Annotated in this window: 23 protein-coding genes and 1 riboswitch; of the genes, 10 read left to right on the forward strand and 13 right to left on the reverse strand. The window is 73.6% G+C overall.

The features are described from left to right. Position 1 precedes the first annotated feature (1 nt). Positions 2-361 carry a hypothetical protein gene (locus ACFPK1_RS20270; RefSeq protein WP_378022747.1) on the forward strand — a complete coding sequence of 120 codons (360 nt, stop codon included), beginning with the start codon at positions 2-4 and terminating at the stop codon, positions 359-361. 285 nt (positions 362-646) lie between these two features. On the opposite strand, the gene thrC is transcribed toward ACFPK1_RS20270, so the two are convergent. After that, on the reverse strand, positions 647-1,909 hold the full coding sequence (thrC, locus tag ACFPK1_RS20275) for a threonine synthase (RefSeq protein ID WP_378022748.1): 1,263 nt from the start codon (positions 1,907-1,909) through the stop codon (positions 647-649). An 11-nt stretch (positions 1,910-1,920) separates the two neighbouring features. Continuing rightward, a riboswitch (SAM riboswitch) is annotated at positions 1,921-2,032 on the reverse strand. Positions 2,033-2,186: 154 nt separating this feature from the next. On the opposite strand from thrC, the gene holA reads away from it, so the two are divergent. Next, the gene (gene holA, locus ACFPK1_RS20280; RefSeq protein ID WP_378022749.1) at positions 2,187-3,233 is read left to right on the forward strand and encodes a DNA polymerase III subunit delta; all 1,047 of its coding nucleotides are present in this window, start codon (positions 2,187-2,189) and stop codon (positions 3,231-3,233) included. Positions 3,234-3,375: 142 nt separating this feature from the next. Here the strand turns inward: holA and rpsT are convergent, their stop codons facing one another. Then, entirely contained in the window at positions 3,376-3,669 is a 294-nt protein-coding gene (rpsT, locus tag ACFPK1_RS20285; RefSeq protein ID WP_378022750.1) for a 30S ribosomal protein S20, read from the reverse strand. Positions 3,670-3,840: 171 nt separating this feature from the next. On the opposite strand from rpsT, the gene lepA reads away from it, so the two are divergent. Together lepA and ACFPK1_RS20295 are read left to right on the forward strand one after the other, a co-directional pair. Further along, entirely contained in the window at positions 3,841-5,754 is a 1,914-nt protein-coding gene (lepA, locus tag ACFPK1_RS20290; RefSeq protein ID WP_378022751.1) for a translation elongation factor 4, read from the forward strand. A gap of 232 nt (positions 5,755-5,986) precedes the next feature. After that, positions 5,987-7,879 (forward strand): DEAD/DEAH box helicase, encoded by a 1,893-nt coding sequence (locus ACFPK1_RS20295; RefSeq protein WP_378022752.1) that lies wholly within the window; start codon positions 5,987-5,989, stop codon positions 7,877-7,879. 64 nt (positions 7,880-7,943) lie between these two features. Here the strand turns inward: ACFPK1_RS20295 and ACFPK1_RS20300 are convergent, their stop codons facing one another. Continuing rightward, positions 7,944-8,630, reverse strand: a complete 687-nt coding sequence (locus tag ACFPK1_RS20300) for a gamma-glutamyl-gamma-aminobutyrate hydrolase family protein (protein ID WP_378022753.1) — start codon at positions 8,628-8,630, stop codon at positions 7,944-7,946. Between the two features lie 125 nt (positions 8,631-8,755). On the opposite strand from ACFPK1_RS20300, the gene ACFPK1_RS20305 reads away from it, so the two are divergent. Both ACFPK1_RS20305 and ACFPK1_RS20310 read left to right on the forward strand, forming a co-directional pair. Further along, complete coding sequence (locus ACFPK1_RS20305) at positions 8,756-10,723, forward strand: FAD/NAD(P)-binding protein (RefSeq protein WP_378022754.1); 1,968 nt, start codon at positions 8,756-8,758, stop codon at positions 10,721-10,723. Beyond that, a complete protein-coding gene (locus tag ACFPK1_RS20310; protein WP_378022755.1) occupies positions 10,720-11,556 on the forward strand; it encodes an alpha/beta fold hydrolase in 837 nt (278 codons plus the stop codon). The genes ACFPK1_RS20305 and ACFPK1_RS20310 overlap by 4 nt, the downstream gene beginning before the upstream one ends. Positions 11,557-11,598: 42 nt before the next feature. Here the strand turns inward: ACFPK1_RS20310 and ACFPK1_RS20315 are convergent, their stop codons facing one another. After that, positions 11,599-12,564, reverse strand: coding sequence for a quinone oxidoreductase family protein (locus ACFPK1_RS20315; protein WP_378022756.1), 966 nt, complete (start codon positions 12,562-12,564; stop codon positions 11,599-11,601). A 105-nt stretch (positions 12,565-12,669) separates the two neighbouring features. On the opposite strand from ACFPK1_RS20315, the gene ACFPK1_RS20320 reads away from it, so the two are divergent. After that, positions 12,670-13,413, forward strand: coding sequence for an alpha/beta fold hydrolase (locus ACFPK1_RS20320; protein WP_378022757.1), 744 nt, complete (start codon positions 12,670-12,672; stop codon positions 13,411-13,413). A gap of 35 nt (positions 13,414-13,448) precedes the next feature. Then, on the forward strand, positions 13,449-13,691 hold the full coding sequence (locus tag ACFPK1_RS20325; RefSeq protein WP_378022758.1) for a hypothetical protein: 243 nt from the start codon (positions 13,449-13,451) through the stop codon (positions 13,689-13,691). A gap of 287 nt (positions 13,692-13,978) precedes the next feature. On the opposite strand, the gene ACFPK1_RS20330 is transcribed toward ACFPK1_RS20325, so the two are convergent. After that, a complete protein-coding gene (locus tag ACFPK1_RS20330; protein ID WP_378022759.1) occupies positions 13,979-14,761 on the reverse strand; it encodes an enoyl-CoA hydratase-related protein in 783 nt (260 codons plus the stop codon). 359 nt (positions 14,762-15,120) lie between these two features. On the opposite strand from ACFPK1_RS20330, the gene ACFPK1_RS20335 reads away from it, so the two are divergent. Together ACFPK1_RS20335 and ACFPK1_RS20340 are read left to right on the forward strand one after the other, a co-directional pair. Continuing rightward, positions 15,121-15,348, forward strand: coding sequence for a hypothetical protein (locus tag ACFPK1_RS20335; RefSeq protein WP_378022760.1), 228 nt, complete (start codon positions 15,121-15,123; stop codon positions 15,346-15,348). Between the two features lie 118 nt (positions 15,349-15,466). Further along, positions 15,467-16,693, forward strand: coding sequence for an acyl-CoA dehydrogenase family protein (locus tag ACFPK1_RS20340; RefSeq protein ID WP_378022761.1), 1,227 nt, complete (start codon positions 15,467-15,469; stop codon positions 16,691-16,693). A 75-nt stretch (positions 16,694-16,768) separates the two neighbouring features. Here the strand turns inward: ACFPK1_RS20340 and ACFPK1_RS20345 are convergent, their stop codons facing one another. From ACFPK1_RS20345 to ACFPK1_RS20380, 8 genes are all read right to left on the reverse strand, one after another. After that, positions 16,769-17,773, reverse strand: a complete 1,005-nt coding sequence (locus tag ACFPK1_RS20345) for a zinc-binding alcohol dehydrogenase family protein (RefSeq protein WP_378022847.1) — start codon at positions 17,771-17,773, stop codon at positions 16,769-16,771. A gap of 43 nt (positions 17,774-17,816) precedes the next feature. Beyond that, a complete protein-coding gene (locus ACFPK1_RS20350; protein WP_378022762.1) occupies positions 17,817-18,947 on the reverse strand; it encodes an LLM class flavin-dependent oxidoreductase in 1,131 nt (376 codons plus the stop codon). A gap of 47 nt (positions 18,948-18,994) precedes the next feature. Continuing rightward, positions 18,995-19,054 (reverse strand): putative leader peptide, encoded by a 60-nt coding sequence (locus ACFPK1_RS20355; RefSeq protein ID WP_373695201.1) that lies wholly within the window; start codon positions 19,052-19,054, stop codon positions 18,995-18,997. A 9-nt stretch (positions 19,055-19,063) separates the two neighbouring features. After that, positions 19,064-19,807: a dienelactone hydrolase family protein gene (locus tag ACFPK1_RS20360; RefSeq protein ID WP_378022763.1), complete on the reverse strand. Its 744-nt coding sequence runs from the start codon at positions 19,805-19,807 to the stop codon at positions 19,064-19,066. A gap of 284 nt (positions 19,808-20,091) precedes the next feature. Continuing rightward, entirely contained in the window at positions 20,092-20,565 is a 474-nt protein-coding gene (locus ACFPK1_RS20365) for an OsmC family protein (protein ID WP_378022764.1), read from the reverse strand. 208 nt (positions 20,566-20,773) lie between these two features. Continuing rightward, on the reverse strand, positions 20,774-21,976 hold the full coding sequence (locus ACFPK1_RS20370; protein WP_378022765.1) for a trans-sulfuration enzyme family protein: 1,203 nt from the start codon (positions 21,974-21,976) through the stop codon (positions 20,774-20,776). Positions 21,977-21,989: 13 nt separating this feature from the next. Next, complete coding sequence (locus tag ACFPK1_RS20375) at positions 21,990-22,328, reverse strand: hypothetical protein (protein ID WP_378022766.1); 339 nt, start codon at positions 22,326-22,328, stop codon at positions 21,990-21,992. Positions 22,329-22,595: 267 nt separating this feature from the next. Then, positions 22,596-24,551: a primary-amine oxidase gene (locus ACFPK1_RS20380; protein WP_378022767.1), complete on the reverse strand. Its 1,956-nt coding sequence runs from the start codon at positions 24,549-24,551 to the stop codon at positions 22,596-22,598. Positions 24,552-24,988 lie beyond the last annotated feature (437 nt).

A 24,988-nucleotide genomic window follows, 5' to 3' on the forward strand; every position in this document is an offset into this window, starting at 1 on the left:
CATGGCCCTCGACGTCATGCGCATCGGCAGCTACGCCGTGAGCCGGCACGTCCGCACCCCTGGTGTCAACGCGTCGGTCGAATCAGAGCTCGTGCTCTGGGCGGATCCGGCCCACCCCGGTCAACTCAGCGGGGCCACGATGTCGTTCAGCGACGTGCCCGCGACCCCTGGCTCACGACAGGGCACCTGGCTCTTCGTCCTGTTGCCCGCTGCAGAGTTCGACGTCTGGTACCGCCTCGTGCGCCACGAACGGCCCGTCTCGCTCCACTGGGACGTGTCGAACTCCGGCGTCCCGATCTACGCCGCGCTCGTCACCGGATCGGAGCCGCTGGGCGAAGGCGTCGACACCTCACCGGCTTGATGTGAGGTGCGACGCCGGATCGTCAGGCGCCGTCGTCAGGGGCGCCTCATTCTCCCGCGTGCCGTCCCGGAGGTGCACGACGCGCCCGCTGATCTCTCCCCCGCCCGGACTCGGCGAGGGGCACCTTCCGCAGGCCACGAGGTCCATCGATCACGGAAGTCGCGCCTCTCCAGCGAGGTCGTCGAGGCAGGCCTCCACCCGTGTCCTCGGGACACGGGTCGGCGCCGGCGAGAGGCACCATCGGGAGCCGCGACGCCTGTCGATCATGCGCAACGTGCCGCGGACCTACAGCCCGAGGGCCTCGCGCACGGCCTTCGACGTCGCCGGGATCGTCGCCTTCGGCCCGACCTGGTGCTCGATCGCGTCGAGGGTCTTCAGGCCGTCGCCGGTGATCAGCAGGACCGTGTCGGCGTCCGGGTCCAGGTCGCCCGACTCCACCATCTTCTTGGCGTTGGCCACGGTGACGCCGCCGGCCGTCTCGGCGAACACGCCCTCGGTGCGGGCGAGCAGCCGGATGCCGTCGCGGACCTCGTCGTCGGTGACGTCGGTGATCGTCCCGCCGCAGCGGCGCACCGCATCGAGGACGTAGGGCCCGTCGGCGGGGTTGCCGATGGCCAGCGAGCGGGCGATCGTGTCCGGCTTCTGGGGGCGGACCACATCGGTGCCCTCGCGGAAGGCGGTCGACACCGGCGAGCAGCCGGCGGCCTGGGCGCCGAACACCTTGTACTCGGCGTCGTCCACGAGGCCCAGCGAGATCAGCTCGCCGTAGGCCTTGTCGACCTTGGTCAGCTGCGAGCCCGAGGCGATCGGGACGACGGTCTGGGCGGGGATGCGCCAGCCGAGCTGCTCGGCGACCTCGTAGCCGAGGGTCTTGGAGCCCTCCGCGTAGTACGGGCGCACGTTGACGTTGACGAACGCCCAGTCCTCCTGCTCGAAGGCGAGCTCCGTAGCGAGGCGGTTGACGTCGTCGTAGGTGCCCTCGCAGGCGAGCAGGTTCGTGTCGTACACCGCGGTCATGAGGATCTTGGCGCGCTCGAGGGAGGCGGGGATCAGCACGATCGAGTCCCAGCCGGCGCGGGCGGCCGCGGCGGCCGTGGCGTTGGCGAGGTTGCCGGTGGACGGGCAGGCCAGCACGGTGAAGCCGAGCTCGCGGGCCGCCGCGAGGGCGACGGCGACGACCCGGTCCTTGAAGGAGTGTGTCGGGTTGCCGGTGTCGTCCTTGATCCACAGGTTGCGGATGCCGAGCTCGGCGCCGAGCCGGTCGGCGCGCAGCAGGCGGGTCAGCCCCGGGTCGGTGTTCGGGTAGGCCTCGACCGTGCTGGGCACCGGCAGCAGCGACTTGTAGCGCCAGATGCTGCGCGGGCCGCGCTCGATGTCCTCGCGGGTCACGCGGCCGAAGTCGTAGGCGATCTCCAGCGGGCCGAAGCACTGCGGACAGGCGAACTCGGCGGCGAGATCGAGACGGTGGCCGCAGGCGCGGCAGGCGAGTGCAGCAGCGGGACCGAGGTCGAGCCCGGTGGTACTCGTGGGCTGGGCGGTCAGCGTCATGGAAGGAATCCTCCTCATCTTCCCCGCGAACGGGTCGGAATTGGCACCGTGATCGCCAGCGATGAGCTGACGCCGGTTGCCGGGGTGTCGTCGGGCCGGTCCCTCTACCCCTCTGGATGAGCCGTGTTCAGTTGTGGGGCGCCCCTGGGGCATCCGGCGGAGAACACTACGGGACCCGGCGCGGACCGACCACCGAGGACCGGCACGCCGAGACGCGCCTCACGCACGCCGATCGAGGCGCGCCCGGGCTGTCGGCGGGCCGTGGAACGATGACGCCGTGAGCCCGACCAGCGCGCCCGAGGCCCCCGCGCCGGTACACCTCGTCGTCGGCGACGAGGGGCTGCTGGTCGAGCGGGCGGTGGTGCGGGCGATCGCGGCGGCCCGCGAGGCCGACCCGGCGGTCGAGGTCAGCAGGCTCCCGGCCGGCGAGCTGACCGCCGGGGTGCTGGGCGAGCTGGTCAGCCCGTCGCTGTTCGCCGAGTCGCGGGTGGTCGTGGTGGAGAACGGCCACGACGCGGGCGCCGAGGTCACCACCCTGCTGCTCGAGTACGCGAAGGCGCCCAGCGAGGGCGTCACGCTCGTCGTCGTGCACCGCGGCCCGCCCAAGGGCGCGAAGGGGCGCCGCCCGGCCGGCCGCGGGGCCGCGAAGCCGGCGAAGGGCGGCGGCGCGAAGGGCGACGCGCTGCTCGAGGGCCTGCGCGCGACGGGGGCCACCGAGGCGTCGGCGTCGGCCCTGTCCGACGACCAGCGCGCCGACTTCGTGCGCGCCGAGGTCCGCCAGGCCGGGGGCAAGATCACCGGTGAGGCGCTCGGCCTGCTCATGGACGCCGTCGGCTCCGACCTGCGCGAGCTCGCCGCCGCCGCTTCCCAGCTCTCCTCCGATGCGGGCGGCAACGTCGACGCCGACGCCGTGCGGCGGTTCCACCGGGGCCGCGCCGAGGTCACCGGGTTCGCGGTGGCCGACCGCGCGATGACCGGCGACCGCGCGGGCGCGCTCGAGGCGCTGCGCTGGGCGCTCGACACCGGCGTGCCCCACGTCGTGGTCGCCGACGCGATCGCCGACGGCGTGCGCACCGCGGCCCGGGTGACGGCCGCCGGGCGCGGTGACCCCTACAGCCTCGCGTCCTCGCTGAGGATGCCGCCCTGGAAGGTGAAGCGCGGCCAGCAGAACGGCCGCGGCTGGTCGGGGGAGGGGCTCACGCGCGCCATGGGCGTGGTGGCCGACCTCAACGCGAACGTCAAGGGCGCCGCCGCCGACCCGTCCTACGCGCTCGAGTACGCCGTCGAGGCCGTCGTCGCGGCGCGGGGGAACGCCCGGCGCTGACGCCGTCCGTCCATGATCGACGGAAGAATACGGACGCTGGGTGTCAGCGACGCGCCGCCGCTGACACCGCGACACACCCCCCGACACGCCGAACGGCCCGCCCCCGCGGTGCGGGGACGGGCCGTCGGGAGTGCGGTGCCGGTCAGGCCGGGGTCTTGCCCGCCTTGGCATCGACGGTGAAGCGCTCGGCGCGGTGGGCCATGCGCGACTTCTTGTTCGCCGCCTGGTTCTTGTGGATGACGCCCTTGCTGACGGCCTTGTCGAGCAGGCGGGCCGCGTCGCGCTGGCGGGTGGTGGCCTGCTCCTGGTCGCCGGACTCGACGGCCTCGCGATAGCGGCGGATCGCGGTCTTGATGCGCGACTTCACCGCCTTGTTGCGCTGGCGCGCCTCTTCGCTCTTGCGGATGCGCTTGACCTGCTGCTTGATGTTCGCCACGGAGTCTTCGAACCTCGTCTGTCGGTGCTGTCTGGCGTCACGGGAGCGCGCGGGGGCGCTCGACCGCCTCACACGTGTCCACAAGGTTAGCAACACCGCTGCGCGCGGAACGCGGGCGGGCCTCATGGGACGATGGTGGGGAGCCGGCCGACCCAGAACGTGAGGAACCCGTTGAGCCAGACCACCCAGCAGTCCGCCAGCACCCCTGGACGGCCGGGCACCAAGGGCTTCGCGGACGAGACGTTCACGCCGCCCGCGCAGATCCGCAACTTCTGCATCATCGCCCACATCGACCACGGCAAGTCGACGCTGGCCGACCGGATGCTGCAGATGACCGGTGTGCTGGGGGACCGGGCGTACCGCGCGCAGTACCTCGACCGCATGGACATCGAGCGCGAGCGCGGCATCACGATCAAGGCCCAGAACGTGCGCCTGCCCTGGTACGCGGCGGGCCCCGACGGCGAGATGCGCGACCACGTCCTGCACCTCATCGACACCCCGGGCCACGTCGACTTCACCTACGAGGTCAGCCGCTCGCTGGCCGCCTGCGAGGGCGCGATCCTGCTGGTCGACGCCGCGCAGGGCATCGAGGCGCAGACCCTGGCCAACCTGTACCTGGCCATGGAGCACGACCTCGAGATCATCCCGGTACTCAACAAGATCGACCTGCCGGCCGCCGAGCCGGAGCGCTACGCCGAGGAGATCGCCCACCTCATCGGCTGCGAGCCCGACGAGGTCCTGCGCATCTCGGCCAAGACCGGCGACGGCGTCGAGGCCGTCCTCGACGAGGTCGTGCGCCGCGTCCCCGCCCCGGTGGGCGACGCCGACGCGCCGGCCCGCGCGATGATCTTCGACTCGGTCTACGACACCTACCGCGGCGTCGTCACCTACATCCGCGTCGTCGACGGCCGGATCACCCCGCGCGAGCGCATCCGCATGATGTCGACGAACGCGGTGCACGAGCTGCTCGAGGTCGGGATCATCTCGCCGGACCAGAAGCCCTGCCAGGGCCTGGGCGTCGGCGAGGTCGGCTACCTGATGACCGGCGTGAAGGACGTCCGCCAGTCCCGGGTCGGCGACACCGTGACCTGGGAGCGCAAGGGCGCCACCGAGCCGCTCGGCGGCTACCGCGACCCGCAGCCGATGGTCTACTCCGGCCTCTATCCGATCGACGGCTCGGACTACCCGCTGCTGCGCGACGCGCTCGACCGCCTGCGCCTCAACGACGCCGCCCTGTCCTACGAGCCCGAGACCTCGGCCGCGCTGGGCTTCGGGTTCCGCTGCGGCTTCCTCGGCCTGCTGCACCTCGAGATCACCCGCGACCGCCTCGAGCGCGAGTACGGCCTGGACCTGATCTCCACGGCCCCCAACACCGTCTACCGCGTCGAGCTCGACGACGGCGGCGAGGTGGAGGTCACCAACCCCGCCGAGTGGCCCGAGGGCAAGGTCTCGACGATCTACGAGCCCATCACGAAGGTCTCGGTGCTCGCCCCGTCGGACTTCGTGGGCCCGATCATGGAGCTCTGCCAGTCGCGGCGCGGGTCGCTCGAGGGCATGGACTACCTGTCCGACAGCCGCGTCGAACTGCGCTACACGATGCCGCTCGCCGAGATCATCTTCGACTTCTTCGACGTCCTGAAGTCGCGCACCCGCGGCTACGCTTCGCTCAACTACGAGCCCGCGGGCGAGCAGGCCGCCGACCTGGTGAAGGTCGACATCCTGCTGCAGGGCGAGCCCGTCGACGCGTTCTCGGCGATCGTGCACAAGGACGCCGCCTACGCCTACGGCAACGACATGGCCGGCAAGCTGCGCGAGCTCATCCCGCGCCAGCAGTTCGAGGTGCCGATCCAGGCCGCCATCGGCTCGCGGATCATCGCCCGCGAGACCATCCGCGCGATCCGCAAGGACGTGCTCTCCAAGTGCTACGGCGGGGACATCACCCGCAAGCGCAAGCTGCTCGAGAAGCAGAAGGAGGGCAAGAAGCGGATGAAGACCATCGGGCGCGTCGACGTCCCGCAGGAGGCCTTCGTCGCGGCGCTGTCGACCGACCAGAACGCGGTCGAGAAGAACAAGGCCAAGAAGTAGGTCCCGGTGGGCCGCGGGCGGGTGGGTTCCGCCGACGGCGCCGCCGGGACGCACGCGGTGCTCAGCGTGTCCTGACCGACACCGGCGGACCGTGGACGGGCCGGCAGGTCGGAAATATCCACTCGCGTAGACTGGTTACCAACGCCGAGCTGTCGGCCTGGGTGGGACCTCTCAGTGTGACCGGGTCCGCGGACAGCTCTCGTGTCCGAGTTCCCTCTCCTGAAAGATCTACGTGACCAACGCTGCTGTCCTGTCCGACTCAGATTTCTCCGATCACGGCGTCGAGCTCGTCGACGTGATCTCCCCCTCCTCCGACGCGGAGGACCAGCACGACCTCGAGGACGTCGCCACCGACGCCGAGGACACCGACACCGACGCGACCGAGGACCCCGAGCAGGAGACCCCGGCCGCGGGCTTCGCCGCGCTCGGCGTCGCCGAGCGTCTGCTCCTCACCTTGGTCGAGTCCGGGTTCGACACCCCGACGCCGATCCAGGCCGAGACCATCCCGCTGCTGCTGTCGGGGCGCGACGTCCTGGGCCTCGCGCAGACCGGCACCGGCAAGACCGCCGCGTTCGCGCTGCCGATGCTCTCGGCGATCGACCCGGCGCAGCGGTCGGTGCAGGCACTCGTACTGACCCCGACCCGCGAGCTGGCGATCCAGGTCGCCGAGGCGATCGAGCGCCTCGGGGCCGGCGTCCCCGGCCTGAACGTCGTCCAGCTCTACGGCGGCGCGCCCTACGGCCCGCAGCTGCACGGGCTGCGCCGCGGCGGCCAGATCGTCGTCGGCACCCCCGGCCGGATCTCCGACCACCTCGAGAAGGGCACGCTCGACCTCACCGACGTCGCGCACTTCGTGCTCGACGAGGCGGACGAGATGCTGCAGATGGGCTTCCTCGAAGAGGTCGAGCACATCTTCGACCTGCTGCCCCCCGACCGGCAGGTGGCGCTGTTCTCGGCGACCATGCCGGGCGCCATCCGCGAGGTCTCGCGGCGGCACCTGAACGCGCCGGCCGAGGTCTCGATCAAGTCGAAGACGCAGACCGGCGTCAACACCCGTCAGCGCTACGTCGTGCTGCCCGAGCGGCAGAAGGCCGACGCGCTCGCCCGCATCCTGCAGGTCGAGGATTTCGACGCCTGCCTGGTGTTCGTGCGCACCCGCCAGAACACCACCGATGTCACCGACGCTCTCAACCGCCGCGGCTTCGCCGCCGTGGCGATCTCGGGTGACCTCTCGCAGCCCCAGCGCGAGAAGACGATCGGCGACCTGCGCGCCGGCAAGATCGACGTGCTGGTCGCCACCGACGTCGCCGCCCGCGGCCTCGACGTCGACCGCATCTCGCTGGTCGTCAACCACGACCTGCCCACCGACCCCGAGTCCTACGTGCACCGCATCGGGCGCACCGGGCGGGCCGGGCGCAGCGGCGAGGCGATCTCGTTCGTCACCCGCGGCCAGATCCGCACCATGCGGATGATCGAGGGCGTCACCAAGCAGAAGGCCGAGGAGATGTCGGTGCCGGGCACCGACGAGGTGAACGCGGTGCGCAAGCGCCGGTTCGCCGAGCGCATCACCGGCACCCTCGACGGCACCGTCGCCGACGGCGACCCGATGGACGTCTTCCGCGGCATCGTCGGCGACTACGTCGCCGAGACGGGCGCCGACCCCCTGGAGCTGGCCGCCGCGCTGGCCAAGATGGTCCAGGGCGACAAGCCGCTGCTGGTCGAGGACCTGCCCGCCCCGCCGCCGCGCGGCGAGCGGACCGACAAGCGCGGCCCGAAGCCCGAGCGTGGGCAGGGACGCGGCAAGGCGCCCGAGTGGAGCGTCGGCTCGGGCACCGACACCTACCGCATCGACGTCGGCCACAACCAGCGCGTGCGGCCGGGCGCCATCGTCGGGGCCATCGCCAACGAGGCGGGGCTCGACTCGGCGCACATCGGGCACATCGACATCCGCACCGACCACACGCTGGTCGAGCTGCCCGCCGACGTGCCCGGCCCGGTCGTCAAGCGCCTGCAGCGCGCCCGCGTCGCCGGTCGCCCGATGGGCCTGCGCCGCGCGTCCGGGGACGAGGCGGCGTCCGCGCGCAGCGGCCGCGGCCCCGGCCGCCCGCAGCGCCGTCCGCGCTAGACCGCAGCACACCCCCGCGCCCGTCCGTGCACCCGCACGGGCGGGCGCGGTCGTGCGTGCGGGGTCAGGGCGGCCCCGGTCGTGCGGCACCCACCAGCCACCGGAACTCGGGCTGCGGCACGTCGTCGAGCTGCTCGGGGTGCCACTGCACCGCCACGAGTCCGTCCGCCTCCAGCCCCTCGACCTGCCCGTCGGGTGCCGTCGCGGTGACCGCCAGCCCGGACGCGACGCGGTCGACGCCCTGGTGGTGCAGGCTGTTCACGCGCGCCGCGGTGCCGTGCAGCCCGGCGAGGACGCTGCCCGGGGCGAGGGTGACGTCGTGCCAGCGGGTGTCCGCGTGCTCGGGCAGGTGGAGGTGCAGCGTCCCGCCCCACGCGACGTTGACCAGCTGGATGCCGCGACAGATCGCCAGCACCGGGCACCCGCGCTCGCGCGCGGCGGCGAGCAGCGCGACCTCGGCGGCGTCGCGGGCGGGCTCGAGCGCGGAGGTGTGCGCGTCGGGAACGGCGCCGTAGCGCGCCGGGTCGACGTCGTTGCCGCCGGTCAGCAGGAGGGCGTCCGCGCGGTCCATCACCGCTCCCGCGTCGGTGTCGCGCGGCACGTGCAGCGGCAGGCCGCCGGCCGCGGCGACGTGGGTGGCGTAGCCGGTGAAGTAGGCGTCGATCTCCAGCGCGTCGAGCGCCGGCGGGCCGCTGTGCAGGCCCGCGGCGCTGCGACGCCGGCCGGTCACGGCGATCAGGGGAGGAGGCATCGCCACCGAGCCTCCCATCGGGCCGAGCCGCCACTGGGCCGTACGTCACCCGACGCCGCCGATCGGTGGCCGGGCCGGTGGGCCCCGCCTACGGTGGATGGTCGAGCGGACGGCGGAGGGTGCAGATGCCACGGTCGGTGGTGATCGTCGGGGGCGGGCCGCGCGGGACCGGTGTCCTCGAACGCCTCGCGGCGAGCGCGCCCGAGTTCGTCGACGACCTGGACGTGCACCTCGTCGACCCCTACCCGGACGGCGCCGGCCGCATCTGGCGCGAGGACCAGTCGGCGCTCTTGTGGATGAACTCGATGGCCGCCGACGTCACGATGTTCACCGACGACAGCGTGCGCTGCGAGGGCCCGATCGTGCCCGGCCCGTCGCTCTACGACTGGGCGGTGGCGGTCCGCGACGGCGACCTCGAGGGCGAGGAGGTCCCCGACGGCCCGGTCGGCGACGAGCTGCGCGCCCTCGGGCCGGCCACGTTCGCGACGCGGCGCCTGCAGAGCCACTACCTGGACTTCGTGCTGCGGCGCGTGCTCGCGACCCTGCCGCCCCAGGTGCGCGTGCACCGCCACCGCACCCGCGCGGTCGGGCTGCGCCGCGGCGCGCCGGACACGGTGCTGCTCGACGGCGGCGGCGAGCTGCGCGCCGACGTGCTCGTCCTCGCCTCGGGCCACCTCGACGCCGCGCCCACCGAGGCCGAGGCCGCGCTGGCCGCGCACGCCCGCGAGCACGGGCTGCTCTACTTCCCGCCCGAGCAGACCACCGACTCCGACCTCGACCGCATCCCGGCGGGGGAGACGGTGATCGCGCGGGGCATGGGACTGGCGTTCATCGACCTCGTGGTCCTGCTCTTCGAGGGCCGCGGCGGGGTGTTCCACGACCGCGGCGACGGCACGCTCGACTACGAGCCCTCCGGGCAGGAGCCCGTCGTGCACGTCGGCTCCGGGCGCGGCGTGCCGTACCACGCCAAGACCGAGTACGCGCTGCGCGGACCGCGCCCGCCGCTGCCCCGGTTCCTGGGGCCCGACGAGATCGCCGCATTCGTCCGCCGGGGGGACGTCGACCTGCGGCGCGACGTGTGGCCGCTCATGGCCAAGGAGGTCGGTTGGGCGTACTACCACGAGCTCTTCGCGGGCCACCCCGACCGCGTGCGGGGCGTGTGGGACGACTTCGCGCTGCGCTACGCCGCGCTCGACTGGTACACGCCGGCGATGTACGAGCTGGTCGCGGGCTTCGTGCCCGACCCGAGCGACCGCCTCGACTTCGAGCGCATCGACCGGCCCCTCGAGGACGTCTGCGCGCCCGACCTCGCGAGCCTGCAGGAGCGCCTGCGCGCCTACGTCCTCGACGACCTCGAGCGTCACGTCGACGACCGCTACACCGCCGAGCTCGGGGCGTTCGTGGGCCTGCTGTCGGCGTTCGCGCAGGTCGCGGAGCTCGCGGGCACGCCGGCGCTGACGCCGCGCTCGCGTGCCCAGGACCTCGCGTGGTGGCAGAACTTCTTCAGCTCGCTGGCCAGCGGCCCGCCCGGCCCGCGCCTGCGCCAGCTGCTCGCGCTCTCGCGCGCCGGGTACGTCGTGTTCCTCGGCGCCGGGCTGCAGGTCACCCCCGTCGACGGGGGCTTCCGGGCCACCAGCGCCTCGCTCGACCGCATCGCGGTGACCGCGCGGACCTTCGTCGAGGCGCGCCTGTCGTCGCCGAGCGTGAGCCGCAGCGACGACCCGATGCTCGCCGGGCTGCACGCCGAGGGCCTGCTCGACGAGGAGACCCTGCGCGAGGAGCACACCGACGGCGACGCCGGGCCGGCCGTGCACGCCGCCGACGCCGCGGTCGCGCACTCCGGGGCGTCGGTGACCCTGCACAACACCGGCCTGGTGCGGGTGCGCACGTCGGACTTCCGGCTCGTCGACGCGCAGGGCCGCCCCGACCCCTGCCGTTTCGCGATCGGGCCGCACACCAACGTCCGGCTCCCCGGCGCCTTCACGCGCCCGAACACCAACGCGCTGAGCTTCCGGGCCAACGACGCGCTCGCCCGCGCCGCGCTCACCGTGCTCGCGGAGGCGGCACCGGCGGCGGGACGGCTCTCGGCGTGACGGCTCCCGTGCGCGTCGACCTCCCCGACATCACGCTGTCGGTGATCGACGCGGGGGAGGGCCCCGCCGTGGTCCTGCTGCACGGGTTCCCCGACCGCGCGACGCTGTGGCGCCCCCAGATCGACGCGCTCGTGGCGGCCGGGTACCGGGTGATCGCGCCGGACCTGCGGGGCTTCGGCGACAGCGACCGGCCCGACGACGTCGCCGCCTACCGCCTCCGCCACTCGGTGGCCGACGTGCTCGCGCTCCTCGACGAGCGCGGGGTCGAGCGGGCCGCCGTGGCCGGGCACGACTTCGGCTCGGTCGTCGGCTGGGCGCTGGCCATGCGCAGCGACCGGGTCACGCGCTACGCGGCCCTGTCCGTCGGGCACCCCGAGGCGTTCCGCGCCGCGGGCCTCGAGCAGCGCGCGCTGTCCTGGTACATGCTGTGGTTCCAGTTCCCGGGGGTGGCCGAGGAGGCCCTGCCCGCCGACGACTGGGCGCTGCTGCGGCGCTGGCTGCACCGGGGCGTCGACGATGAGCTGACGCGCACCCACATCGCCGACCTCGCCCGGCCGGGCGCGCTGACCGCGGGGCTGAACTGGTACCGCGCGACCGTCGACCCGCGGACCTTCGCCGACGAGGCGCCGCTCGGGCTGCCGCGCCTGACGATCCCGGTGCTCGGCATGCTGGGCACGGCCGACGTCGCGCTGGGCGAGGCGCAGATGACCGGCTCGGCGCGCTACCTCGACGGCCCGTTCACCTACGTCCCGGTGCCCGGCGGCGACCACTGGCTCCCCGCCCGTCAGCCCGGCGCGGTCACCGACGCCCTGCTGCGGTTCCTGGACACGTGAGCGAACTTCGGGGCTATAGCCCCGAAGTTCGCTCACATGGGACTAACGGGTGAAGACGATCTTGCCGGCCGTGACGCCGTCGAGCATCGAGCGGAAGCCGGTCTCCGCGTCGGTCATCGGCAGCTCCTGGCCGATCTCCGGTGCGATGCCGGTGGCGGCGACGAAGTCGAGCAGGTCGCGCAGCTCGGAGAGCGTGCCCATCGTCGAGCCGACGAGGTTCTTCTGCAGGAAGAACATCTGGGCGAGCTCGGCGGGCGGCTGGTTGCCCGACGTCGCGCCCGAGCAGACGATCGTCCCGCCGGGCACCAGCGCGCGCACCGAGTGCTTCCAGGTCGCCTCACCGACGGTCTCGAACACCGCCTGGACCTTGCCGGGCAGCTTGCCGTTCGACTCGAACACCTGGTGGGCGCCGAGGCGCAGGGCCAGCTCGCGCTTCTCGTCGCTGCGGCCGGTGACCCACACCTGCATGCCCGCCGCGCGCCCGAGCTGGATCAGCGCCGTCGACACACCGCCGGAGGCGCCCTGCACGAGCATCGTCTGGCCGCCGCGCAGCCCGGACTTGGTGAACAGCATCCGGTACGCGGTGAGCCAGGCGGTGCCCATGACCGCGCCGGCCGTGGCCGTCATGCCCTCCGGGCGCGGCAGCGCGTTGCGCTTCGGCACGACGACGTAGTCGGCGAAGCTGCCCTGCGCCCACTCGGTGAGCATCTTGCGCTGCGGGTCGAGGGTCTCGTCGTCCTTCCAGTCCGGGTCGCCCATGAGCGAGTGCAGGACGACCGGCGTCCCGTCGTCGAGCGTCCCGGCGCCGTCGCAGCCCAGGATCATCGGGAACTGGTCTTCCTTGATGCCGACGCCGCGCAGCGTCCACAGGTCGTGCATGTTGAGGCTCGCCGCCTCGACCTTCACCCGCACCCAGCCCTCGGGCACCTCGGGGTCGGGCCGCTCGCCCACCACGAGGGCGGCGAGGGGGTCGTCGGCGTTGGGCTCGGAGGCGTAGACCGCGAACATGCCCCGCAACCTATCCGGGACTCGTCGGCGAACGCCCGATGAGTTCGGGCCCGTCGCGCGGTTCCACCGGTGACGGCACCGACCCCCGACCGGAGGATCCCCCTCATGTACGCCTCCCTGCCCGGCATCGACGTCTCCTTCGAGGACCACGGCACCGGCGCGCCGCTGGTGCTGCTGCACGGCGGCGCCCAGACGCCGGCCCTGAGCTTCGGCGCCCTGATGCCCCTGCTCACCCCGCACCGCCGGGTCATCCCGATCGAGCTCCAGGGCCACGGGCGCACCGCCGACCCCGAGGACCGCGAGATCACCCTGGCGCGCATGGCCGACGACGTCGTCGGGGTGCTCGACCACCTCGGCCTCGAGCGGGCCGACGTCCTCGGGTTCAGCTGGGGCGGCCTGGTCGCCCTCGAGACGGCGGTCCGCCACCCCGCGCGCGTGGACCGCCTCGTGCTCGCGGCCGTGCACACCCGCAAGGACGGCTACCACGCCGAGATCCACGACCCGTCGACCTACGCCACCTCGACGCGCATGCCGAGCGAGGCCGACTTCGCCGCGATGGTCGCCGAGTACGAGCGGTACGGGATCAGCACCTTCGAGCAGGTGGTCACGAAGCTCGACCCGATCGTCACCGCCGAGGAGAACTGGAAGCCCGAGCAGCTCGCCGAGATCACCGCCCCGACGCTGGTGATGATCGGCGACCACGACTTCGTGCGCGTCGACCACGCGGTCGCGATGGCCGACGCGATCCCGGACGCCGCCCTGGCCGTCCTGCCCCGCACGAAGCACAGCGAGGTCGTCGGACGGGTCGGCATCGTCGCCCCGCTGCTGGAGGACTTCCTGGGGCGGTGACGGGCGGCGTGCCCACCGGCGTACCGTCTGTGAGCGTGCTGCGTGCCGTCGCGACCTGGTGGGACGGCATCGAGCTGTGGCTGACGCAGCTCGACTTCGCCGTCCAGGTCGTCCTCGTCGTGGCCGTCGTGGGCCCCGTGTGCTGGGGCGCGGCGGCCGTCATCGACACGGTCGTCGAGCGCTCCGTGGCCGCCCGCCTCGAGGCCGCCGAGCGCCGGGCCGCACGGCGCGAGCAGGACCGGGATCAGGACCGGGCGTCGACCTCGCCGGAGGCCTGAGCACCATGGACCGGCGCGCCGCCCGGCTCTGGGTCACCGCGACCCTGATCGCCCTGCTCGTCCTCGTGATCGTCGTGAACCTCGCCTGACCCCGGACGAGGCGCACCACGCGCACGACGACCGGCCCGTCACCATCTCCGCGAGCAGACGCGTCAGGCCGCGCCCGCGCACCGTCGTCATCGCCATCCCGTGCTCCCCCGGCCGACCCGACACCCTGTCCCCGACATCGGCCGAATCGTCCGGTTCTGAAGGCGCGCGGAGATCACGATCGGTGGATTCCCGGCGGGTCAGCTCCCCGGCACCCACGAGGGCGCGCGCTTCTCGGCGAACGCCGCCATGCCCTCCTGACCCTCGTCGGAGGCGAAGAACTCCGAGGAGAGGGCGAGCATCGCCTCGAGGTCCTGCGCGAGCTGCTCGCCCCGGTCGCGGCGCAGCATCGCCTTGGTGGCGGCGAGGGCGTTCGGCCCGCCGCGGGCGAGCATGTCGGTGTACCGGGCGACCTCGGCGTCGAGCCCGTCGGCGTCGACGGCGCTGTTGATCAGCCCGACGGCGGCGGCGCGGTCGGCGTCGAAGGTCTCGCCGGTGAGCATCAGCTCGTGCGCGGCGCGGGGGAGCAGCCGGGGGAGCACGGTCGCGGAGATCACCGCGGGGACGACGCCGATGCGCACCTCGCTGAACGCGAACGTCGCCTCCCGCGCGGCGACGGCGATGTCGCAGGCCGAGACGAGGCCGACCCCGCCCGCGCGGGCCGGGCCGGCCAGGCGCGCGACCACGGGCTTGTCGGAGTACCAGAGCGCGGTGAGGATCGCCGGGAACTCGTTGACGCCCTGGTCGGACGAGCCGGCGCCGCGCGACTCGCGCAGGTCCATGCCCGAGCAGAACACCGGCCCCGTGTGCGTCAGCACGATCACGCGCACGGACGGATCGTCGACGGCCGCGTCGAGGTGCGCCGACAGCTCGCGGCGCACCTGGGCGGAGAGCGCGTTGCGGTTGCGGGGCGAGTCGAGCGTGATCGTCGCGGTGCCGCCCGCCACGGCGAGGTGCACGAGTTCACCGGTGTCGGAGTCCATGGCCGTCACTGTGGCAGAGGCGGCGTCGCTCACTCGGTGGTGGCGCGCGGCGCGGCCCGGTGCGTACCGTTCGGCCCGTGACCGAGGCGCCGACCACCGTGTGGCACGCGTGGCGCCGTCATGTCGACCTGTGCCGGACCTCCGCGGCCATCTGTCGCTCCTGACCTGCTGAGCACGCCCGAGGACCCGTCCCGGGCGTGACGACCTCACGCACCGTCGGAGCACGACATGACCCTCGCGCAGCGCGCGGCAGCCCTCCTCGACGACTTCTGTCGCCAGGCGCCGCTGCTCGCCCTCGTCCACTTCTCCTCGCCGACCGCGGCCGCCGTCCCGGGCGAGATCCACCGGAGGAACCCCGCATGGCCACCGTCATCCCCCGATCCAGCCGCAGATTCAGTCCGAGGGGCGCCGCCGTCGCCGAGCTCCTCACCGACCTGGACGCGCTGGTCCGCCGTGAGGTGACGAGCGACCACGCCGGCACCGACAACTGGGACCGCGACGCCGAGCGCATCGCCGCCGAGGTCGCGACGACGCTCGCGCGCCTGCGCGACGACCTCCGCCGCCACCCGCTGCCCGCGCGGCGCTGATGCGGCGCTTCCCATCGGTGCCGCTCGTGCGGCGCCGGCACATCGACCATGCGCGGGTGAGCTCGCAGGGCTGTCGGACCTCCTCGCCGACCTGACCCTTCCCCGCACGAGGAGACCCATGACCAGCACGTTGTCCCGACCCGCCACCGACTTCGCCACCCTGCCCACGCCGCGCACCGAGGCGGAGTGGCTCGACCGGGCCCGCCTCGTGCGCGGGCTGCTCGCGGCCGACGCCGCCGCGCGCGACGCCGCGGGGGAGACCCCGCACGCCGAGGTCGCCCTGCTCAAGGAGTCCGGGCTCGTCACGCTGCTCGGCCCCGTCGAGCACGGGGGCGGCGGGCAGGAGTGGCCGCTGGCCTACCGCGTCATCCGGGAGGTGGCCGCCGGCGACGGCTCCATCGGCCAGCTCCTGGGCTACCACCTGCTGTGGTTCTGGGCCGCGCGCCTGGTCGGCACGCCCGAGCAGATCGAGCAGGTCGAGGCCGAGGCCACCCGGCAGCGGTGGTTCTTCGGCGGCGCGGTCAACCCGCGCGACACCGACGTCGTCATCCGCGACGAGGGCGACGAGATCGTCTACACCGGCCACAAGTCGTTCTCCACCGGCAGCAGGGTCTCGGACGTGACGGTCCTCGAGGGGGTCGTGGAGGGCACCGACACGCACGTCTTCGCGATCGTGCCGTCGGACCAGCCGGCCATCACGTTCCACGACGACTGGGACAACATCGGCCAGCGGCTCACCGAGTCGGGCAGCGTGACCCTCGACGGCGTGCGGGTGCCGTGGGCGGCCGCGGCGGGGTTCCGCGACAAGGTGTTCACCCCGCGGGTCTACAACACGCTCAACGTCCCGGTGATCCAGCTGGTGTTCGTGGCCTTCTACCTCGGGATCGCCCGCGGGGCGCTCGACGAGGCGGCGGAGTACACGCGGACGACGACGCGGGCGTGGCTGCACAGCGGCCTCGACCGGGCGGTCGACGAGCCGTACGTCGTCGACACCTACGGCGACCTGACCGCCAAGCTCTGGGCGGTCGAGGCGCTGGCGGACGCCGTCGCGCTCGAGGCGCTGCCGATCCACCGCGACCCCGACGCCGTCACCGAGTGGGCCCGCGGCGAGCACGAGGTGCGGGTCGCGGCGGTGAAGGCACGGGCCACCGACGTCGCGCTGGAGATCACCAGCCGGGTGTTCGAGGTGCTCGGGGCGCGGGCGACGACGTCGACGCTCGCGTTCGACCGGTTCTGGCGCAACGTGCGGACCCACACCCTGCACGACCCCGTCGCCTACAAGCGCCGCGAGGTGGGGCGCTGGGTGCTCGTCGACGAACTGCCCCCGCCGACCTGGTACAGCTGACGGGTCCCGGGAACGAGCGAACGCGCCGTTCGCTGCGCTAGAAGCAGCGAACGGCGCGTTCGTTCCGACCCGGGGTCACCTCCGCGAGGCCGGCGGGCGCCAGCGCAGGGGGCGGGGGAGCACGACGATCTTCCCCGTGGCGCGGTCGGCCTCCATGACGGAGTGGGCGTCGCGGATGCGCTCGATCGGGAAGACCTGGCCGAGCGGGACGCTCGCGCGGCCCGCGGCGACGTCGTCGAGGAACCCCTGCAGCACGTCGGCGGGGAGGTCGGCGGCGTCGCCCCCGTACGCGGTGAGCCGCACGCCGCGGGGCAGGTAGTCGATCGGGTAGAAGTCCGGCACCGTCCACTCGTTCGACAGCATCCCGGCGAAGCACACGACGCCGTGGCGCCGGGTGGCGCGCAGCGTGTCGGGCAGCGTCGGGGTGCCGACGAGCTCGAGCGCGGCGTCCACCCCGCCACCCAGCGCGTCGTGCACCTGGCGGGCGACCTCGCCGTCGTCGATCAGCACGTGGTCGACCCCCACGGCCCGCAGCCGCGCGATCTTCGCCCCGGTGCGGGTGGTGGCGACGACGGTCAGCCCGCGGGCCTTCGCGAGCACCGCGGCCGCGAGGCCCACCGACGACGTCCCGCCCCGGATCAGCAGCGTCTGGCCGGCCTGCACGTCGAGCCCGTCGGTGAGGGCGCCGTACGCGGTCTGCAGCATCTCCGGGACGGCGCCGAGCGTCGGCCAGTCGAGGTCGCTGGTGAACGGGATGACCTGCGTCGCGGGCACGCAGGTGTACTCCGCGTAGCCGCCGTCGAAGGTGCGGCCCATCCCGCCCATCATCGTGACCACCTGCTGGCCCGGGCTGAACTCCCCGCCCGGGCAGACCGCGACCACCCCGGTCGCCTCGATCCCGGGCACGCGGGGGAACGTGACGCCCTCCGCGAGCCCGAGGCGGGTGTGCAGCTCGGAGCGGTTGACCCCGAACGCCTTCACCGCGATCAGCACCTGGCCCGGCTCCGGCTCGGGGACGAGCAGCTCCTTGATCTGCAGCGCCTTGAGGTCACCCGGTCCGCTGAGCACGACGGCACGCATCCTCGCCACGGCCATGATCCTGCCGCGTGCCGGGCCGCCGTCGCTACGCCGCGGAGAGGGTGTGGACACCGCGCGGCCGGCCCTCGGCCTCGCGCTGCGCGACGCCCGCGCGCACCAGCGGGATCACCTCGCGGCCGAACTCCTCGGCGTCGGCGAGCAGGTCGTAGCCGCGCGCCGAGAGGATGTCGACGCCGATGTCCCAGTAGTCGAGCAGGGCCGCCGCGACGGTCTCGGGGGTGCCGACCAGGGCGTTCGAGTTGCCCCCGCCGCCGGTGGCCTTCGCCGTGGGGGTCCACAGCGCGCGGTCGAAGCGCTCGCCGCGCTCGGCCACCGCGAGCAGGCGCTGCGAGCCGGCGTTCTCCGGGTCGGTCAGGCGGTGGCGGTTGGTCAGCGGCTGCGTGCCGCCCTGCGTGCGCTCCTCGATACGCGCGACGGTGGCGTACGCCTTCTCCCAGGCCGCCTCCTCGGTGGCCCCGAGGATCGGGCGGAACGCGACCTGGATGCGCGGCATCTCGGTACGCCCCGCCGCCCGGGCGGCCGCGTGCACCGTGGCGATCTGCTGCGCGGTGTCGGCGAGCGGCTCGCCCCACAGCGCGTAGATGTCGGCCTCCGCACCGCCCACCGCGTAGGCGGCGTCCGACGAGCCCCCGAACGACAGCCGGAGGCGGGGCTGCTGCGCGGGGCGCACGTCGAGCGCGAAGTCCTCGAAGGCGTAGTGCTCGCCGGCGAAGTCCCACGGCGTCGTCTCGGTCCAGGCCCGCTTGAGGATCTGCATGTACTCGCGGGTGCGCCCGTACCGGGCGTCCTTGCTCAGGCGGTCGCCCTCGCGCGCCTGCTCGTGCTGGTTGCCGCCGGTGATGACGTGCACGGTGACCCGCCCGCCGCCGATGAGGTCCATCGTCGCGAACGTCTTCGCCGCGAACGTGGGGATCGACAGGTTCGGGCGGTGCGCGACGAGCAGCTGCAGGTCGTCGACGTGGTCGAGGATGTAGGTCGCGGCCTGCGCCGGGTCGGGGCTGCCCGACGAGTAGGCGGTGAGCACGCGGTCCCAGCCGTTGTCGCGGTGGGCGCGGGCGAGGCGCAGGGTGTAGTCGGGGTCGAACGCGGGACCCGAGCGCGGGGTGATCTCGGATCCGTCGTTGGTGGCGGCGATGCCGAGGAACTCGACGGGCATGGCGGTGGCTCCTGGGGTGAGGGGTGACGGCGGGACGAGCCGTCGTCTCAGAGCGCCGATGCCAGGCGACCGAGATCGACGTGGCGGCGCGACACCAGGAGGACCACGCCTCCACGCTAGGCGCGCGTCGGCGAGACCTCCAGCGGCAGGCACTCGGCGAGCAGCCCGACGACGTCGTCCCACGCCCGCGCCGCGTGCCGGGCGTGGTACCCGACGCCGGGGAGCACCTCCTGGTCCTCGTCGACCGGCGGGTGGTGGAACGCGTGCTGCGCGCCGCCGTAGACCACGAGGCGCCAGTCGACGCCCGCGGACTGCATCTCGGCGGCGAACGCGTCGCGCTGCGCGGGCGGCTGGATCGGGTCCTCCGAGCCGACGCCGGCCCACACCGGGCAGCGGATGTTCGCCGCCTCGCCGGGCCGGCCCGTGATGAGGCCGTTGACCGTGGCGATGGCGCGCAGCGCCACCCCGGCGCGCCCCAGCTCCAGCCCGATCGCGCCGCCGGTGCCGTAACCGATCGCGGCGATCCGGTCCGGGTCGGTGCGGGGTTCGGCGAGCAGGACGTCCAGGGCCGCGTGCCCGATGCCGCGCATCCGCTCGGGGTCGCCGAGCAGCGGCATGACGCGCGCCAGCATCTCCTGCGGGTCGCGGAACCACCGCCCGCCGTGGATGTCGAAGGCGAGCGCGACGTACCCGAGCTCGGCGAGGGCGTCGGCGCGGCGGCGCTGGAAGTCGTTCAGGCCCGGCCCCTCCGGCCCGATCAGCACCGCCGGGCGCCGCCCGTCGCCGGCCGGGAGCGCGAGGCGGCCGACCATCGTCAGCCCGTCGGCCGGGTAGGAGACCGAGCGCGTCGTCACCGTCATGCTCGGGACGTTAGGGACCGCGACCGCGCGTCGGGCCGGTGTTCGCGGGCGGCGGACGCGTCCCGGCAACCGGGCGACCACCGCCGGGCGCGGGCGGAGGCGGCGGTCGAGCGGCGCCCGTCACGTCGCCTTGACCCCACCGGGCACCGCGCGTTGTGTGGCTCGCCGTGGGGTCCTCTCCTCGGTGAGGGACCGCACGGACCCCTGGGCTCCCCCTCCGGGGAGGAGCGAGCGCGCCGTTCGCTGCCCACACCGCACGGCAGCGAACGGCGCGCTCGTGATGCTCAGACGGCGGCCGGGAGCTCCGCGCGCGTCCAGTCGTTGACGAACTCCAGGCCCGAGCGCTGGAAGAGCTGCGTCACGGGGCAGCGGCGCTCGGTCTCCGAGATGAGCGTGGCGAACTGCTCCTCGCTGGCGTCGGTCTCGACGGTGGCGCGGACCGCGACCTTGTCGAAGTTGGCGTTGCCCTCGGCGCCGCCGACGAGCACGGCGGTGTCGAGGTCACCCTGGATGTCGAAGGTCCAGGCGCCCAGGCGGATGCCGAGGTCCTTGGCGACGAGGGAGGCGGTGACCTGGTTGCACGAGGTCAGCGAGCCGAGGGCGTAGAAGAGCGGGCTGGGGGCCTCGTCGGCGCCGCCGAACGCGGGGTAGGCGTCGGTGGTGAAGACGTGACCGCCGGCGGTGAGCGTCTGCGCGACGCCGGTGCCCTCGCCGTGGACGGCGAACGGGACGACGGTCTCCTTGGGCTTGATGGCCATGGGTGGGCCTTTCTCAGGCGTGGGGGAGCACCCCGGGCGCGCGACGGCCCGGGCGTGCTGGAGAAGGGAGGGCGTGAGCGGGATCAGCCGCGACGACAGGTGGTCGTCGCGAGCCGGCAGAGGTCGACGTGCAGACGTCGCACCAAGCGGCTCACGATCACGTTCCTACCCGATGGCGCGCAACCGGACCAGTCCGGAGAGCGCACGATCACGCACGCACGGTGTCCAGCGCGGCCGCGAGGTCGGCGATCAGGTCGTCGGGGTCCTCGAGGCCCACCGAGAAGCGCAGGTGCCCGTAGCGGCGGAATTCCTCGGGCCAGTACGCGGTGCGGGCTCCGGTGGGCCCGACGTGCACGATGAGGCTCTCGTCGTGGCCCAGCGACACCGCCGAGGTGACGACGCGCAGGTCGGCGACGAAGCGGTTCTGCAGCGCGGCGTCCCCGTCGAGCGCGAAGGCCATCATCCACCCGTGCCCCCACCCGCCGAACTGGCGCTCGGCCAGCGCGTGCTGGGGGTGGCCGGGCAGCCCCGGGTAGGTCACGTACGCGACCGCCGGGTGGCCGGCGAGGAACTCCGCGACCCGCTGCGCCGAGGAGACGTGCTGGCGCAGACGCAGCGGCAGGGTGATCGCGCCCCGGGAGATCAGCCAGGCGTTGAACGGCGACACGACCCCGCCGACGTCGACCATCGCCTCGGCCCGGATCGCGTCGATGTGCTCCCTCGCGCCGACGATCACCCCGCCCATCGCGTCGCCGTGCCCGTTGATGACCTTGGTCAGCGAGTGCACCACGAGGTCCGCGCCGTCGGCGAGCGGCCGGTAGAGCGGGGGCGGGGTGAACGTGGAGTCCACCGACAGCAGCGCGCCGCCCTCGTGCGCGACCGCGGCGACCGCGGCGATGTCGCAGACCCGCGTCGTGGGGTTGGCGATCACCTCGGTGTGCACGAGCCTGGTGTTCGGGCGCATCGCCGCGCGCACGGCCTCGGGGTCGCTGGTGTCGACGAACGTGGCCTGCACGCCGTAGCGCTGCGGGAGGATCTCCGCGAACAGCCGGTAGGACGCCTCGTAGGTGACGTCGGAGACGACGGCGTGCTCGCCGGAGCGCAGGAACGTGAAGAACACCCCGTGCAGCGCGGCGACGCCGGTCGCGAGCACGACGGCGTCCTCACCCTGCTCGAGCAGCGCGAGCTTCTCCTGCAGCGCGCGCTGGTTGGCCCCGGTGTTGCGCGTGTAGAGCGGGACGTCGAACCCCGACCACGACAGGTCCTCGGGGTCCTCGGGCAGCGCATAGGAGTTCGCCAACACCAGCGGCGTGCGGATCGCGCCGCTGCCCGCGTCGACGGCGTTGCCGGCGTGCACCGCCTGCGTCGCGAACGAGAGCGAGTCGGGGCGTTCCTTGTCGGGGCGGCTCACGCCGGCGATCGTGTCACTCCAGCTGGTCGCGGGCGGTCAGCAGCGAGAGGTAGGCCCACTCGAGGTCGCCCGCGGCGAGGTGCGCGCACGCCACGCGGACGGCGGGCACGGCCGGGCCGTTCTCGCCGGTGCGCGCGATGTGCCGGGTCAGCGCCTCGCGCAGGCGCCGGTCGAGGGCGCTGCGGGTGGCGTGGTCGAACGCGCCGGCCAGCCCGTCGAGGCGCGTGATCGCGGACTCGACGGCCTGCAGGAGCTGGGTGGTGCGGGGGCGCCGGGCGGCGGCGGCGATGCTGCGGCCGCGGTGGGTCGGGGCGGCGCGCAGGACGGGCGGGTCGGACGGGACGGCGGTCATGACGGCTCCGGGGAGTGCGGAGCGCAGCACGGCGGGCCGTCGGGGCGCAGCACCGTGCCGCGCCCGGGGGTGAAGGGGTCAGCGGCGCGCGGAGCGACGACAGCCGCTGGTGACCGCCCGCAGGAGGTCGACCCAGAAACGACGGACCAGCAGCACGCCCGGTCCGGTTCCGTTCACACCGGGGAGCCTGTCACGCTCGGCGCCCATGTGAGCGAAATTCGGGGCTATAGCCCCGAATTTCGCTCACATACTCCGGTCGGCCGAGCCTCAGCCGCCGTGGCCGTTGGAGCTCGGCGGGACGTCGAGCACCGGGTTCCCGTCGAAGAAGCCGCTCGGGCGCAGCATGAACCCGATGGTCGACACCGGCATCACCGGCCAGTCCTCGGGCCGCACGACGTGGTGGGCGCCCATCGTGTACCAGACGACGACGTCGGCGCCCTCGAGCGGACGGTCCCCGTCGAGGAAGGTCGGCAGCCCGGTGCTGCGCGGCTGCTGGAGCGGGTAGTCGCCGGCGGCGAAGCGCTGGGTGGGGTCGTAGGCCGTCACCCACACCGCGTGCTCGGTGAACCCCGAGCGCGGCGCGAACAGCGCGTCGGACGGGAACATCGGGGGCACCGTCGCGCCCGGCATCAGCTGGTAGCCGGTCGGCCCGCCGACCGACGACGTCGCCTCCGGGTTCTCGATCCGCCACGTCCGCGCGTGCTGCGGGGCGACGTCGCGCCCGCCCATCGACTCCGACGTGATCGGGGTGCGCCGGACCTCCCACGCGTTGCCGTGCGGGTTGGCGGGCCCGGGCGGGCTGGGCACCGAGTCGAGCTCGACCACCGTGTTCCGCGGCCCGTCGACGGCCATGTCGAGGCGGACGCAGAAGAAGTGCTGGTGGTTCGGGCCGTAGAGCCCGGGCGCCACCAGCGAGCCGTGCGTCGGCGTCTCACCGGGCGCGATCGCCGCGGTGGAGATGACCCCGGTCAGCTTGACCTCGTACTCGAGGACGCCGTCGTCGTAGAGGTACCAGAAGTAGCCGTACTCGTAGTTGCCGACGGTGACGATCGAGGAGATCACGAGCCGGCGCCGGCGGCGGACCTCGACGGCGCCGGTGCGGAAGTCGGTGTGCTTCCACGCGATCCCGACGTCCTCCTCGTGCATGCAGATCGCGTTCTCGATGACCACCGGCTCGCCGTCCTGGTCGTTGACCACGCCGTCGAAGTAGTGGATGTGGCCGAGGCAGTCGCAGCCGAGCCGCAGCGAGTTGGCCAGCCAGCCCACGCCGTACTCGCCCTGGTCGAAGACGTTCTTGAACCGGTGCGTGGGGGCCGGGTCGCCGTAGGGGACGTACATCTCGACCAGCGACGCCCGGTTCAGGACGGGCCGGACGCGGCCGCGGTCGTCCCAGGTGACCTCGTGCAGGATCACGCCCTCCCGCGGGGAGAAGCCGATGCGCAGGTGCCAGCGCTGCCAGCTGACCGCGTGGCCGTCGACGGTGAAGCTCGGGCCCTCGGGCTGCACGACGTCGAGGGGCTTGATGCCCTCGCGCAGCGCGTCCACCCGCGGCACGTTGTCCGGGTCGTGGATGAAGGGCTGCTCGTAGTTGCCCGGCTTCGGCGGGAACGGGACGACGCCGTGGTCGGTGACGTCGACGACCTCGCGCGCGTCGAGGTCGACGGTCACGATCAGGCCCTCGACGGGCCGGGCGTAGCCGTGCTCGCCGGGCGCGGCGCGCATCCAGGTCAGCGGGCGCAGGATGCGCCGGCGTGCGGGGTCGTCCTCGGGGCCGGTCCAGCTCGAGGCCCACGGGTCCACCATGGCGAGGTCGAGGTCGGTGACGCCGCGCAGGCGCATCGCCTCCTGCCAGCGCGGATCGGCGCGCACGATGTCCTCGCAGGCGAAGAACTCCTCGGCGGTGACCGGCGACTGGACGCCGGGCCGGGCCTCGAACGCCACGACCTCGCCGTCGGTCAGCGACACGACGGCCTCGTAGACCATCCGCTCGGACCGCTCGTAGAGCACGATCTCGGCCTCGCGGGCGAGGCGGCCCCGGCCGGCCAGGGCCTCCTTGCTCGGCTCGTGCAGGGTCACGAAGACGAACCGGGCGGTGTCGGCCAGCCCGCGACCGTCGCGCAGCAGGCGGGTGGCCTCGCGGATCTCGTCGCCGGACAGCGGTTCGAGCGGGTGGACGCGGCCCCGGCCGGTCTCGACGGTCGTGGGCTCCTCGAGTGCGGTCACGGCGCGGTCTCCTCGTCGATGTCGGGGCCGGGGGTGTCGGATTCGTCCCTGCGTACACCGCGGGCCGTCGGGCCCTCAAGGGGCAGCTCGCCCACGCCCGATCACCGACGGAGCGACGGCGCCCGGCTCGCGAGCGGGGTGGTCGGCAGGCCGGGTGGGCACCGCTGCGTGAGTGATCCGGGGCCGTGGGTGATCGCCGTCGCACCGGTCGTCGGAACCCGCCCGTAGGCCCTTGGCCTGCGGCGACGGTTCCGCTAGGAACTGCTGGTGTGAGCGGTCGGGGGGTGCTGGTGCGTCGACGTCATGTCGACCTGTGCCGCGTCTCCGCCATGGGCTGTCGCCCCGGTCGCTGAGCCCTCTTCCCTGGTCCCGGTCCGCGGCGCGACGAGCGCGACCGGGCTCTTTCTCGATCACGAAGCACACCTCTGGAGCACCCG

This window comes from Actinomycetospora rhizophila, from assembly GCF_042657905.1.
GTDB lineage: Bacteria > Actinomycetota > Actinomycetes > Mycobacteriales > Pseudonocardiaceae > Actinomycetospora > Actinomycetospora rhizophila.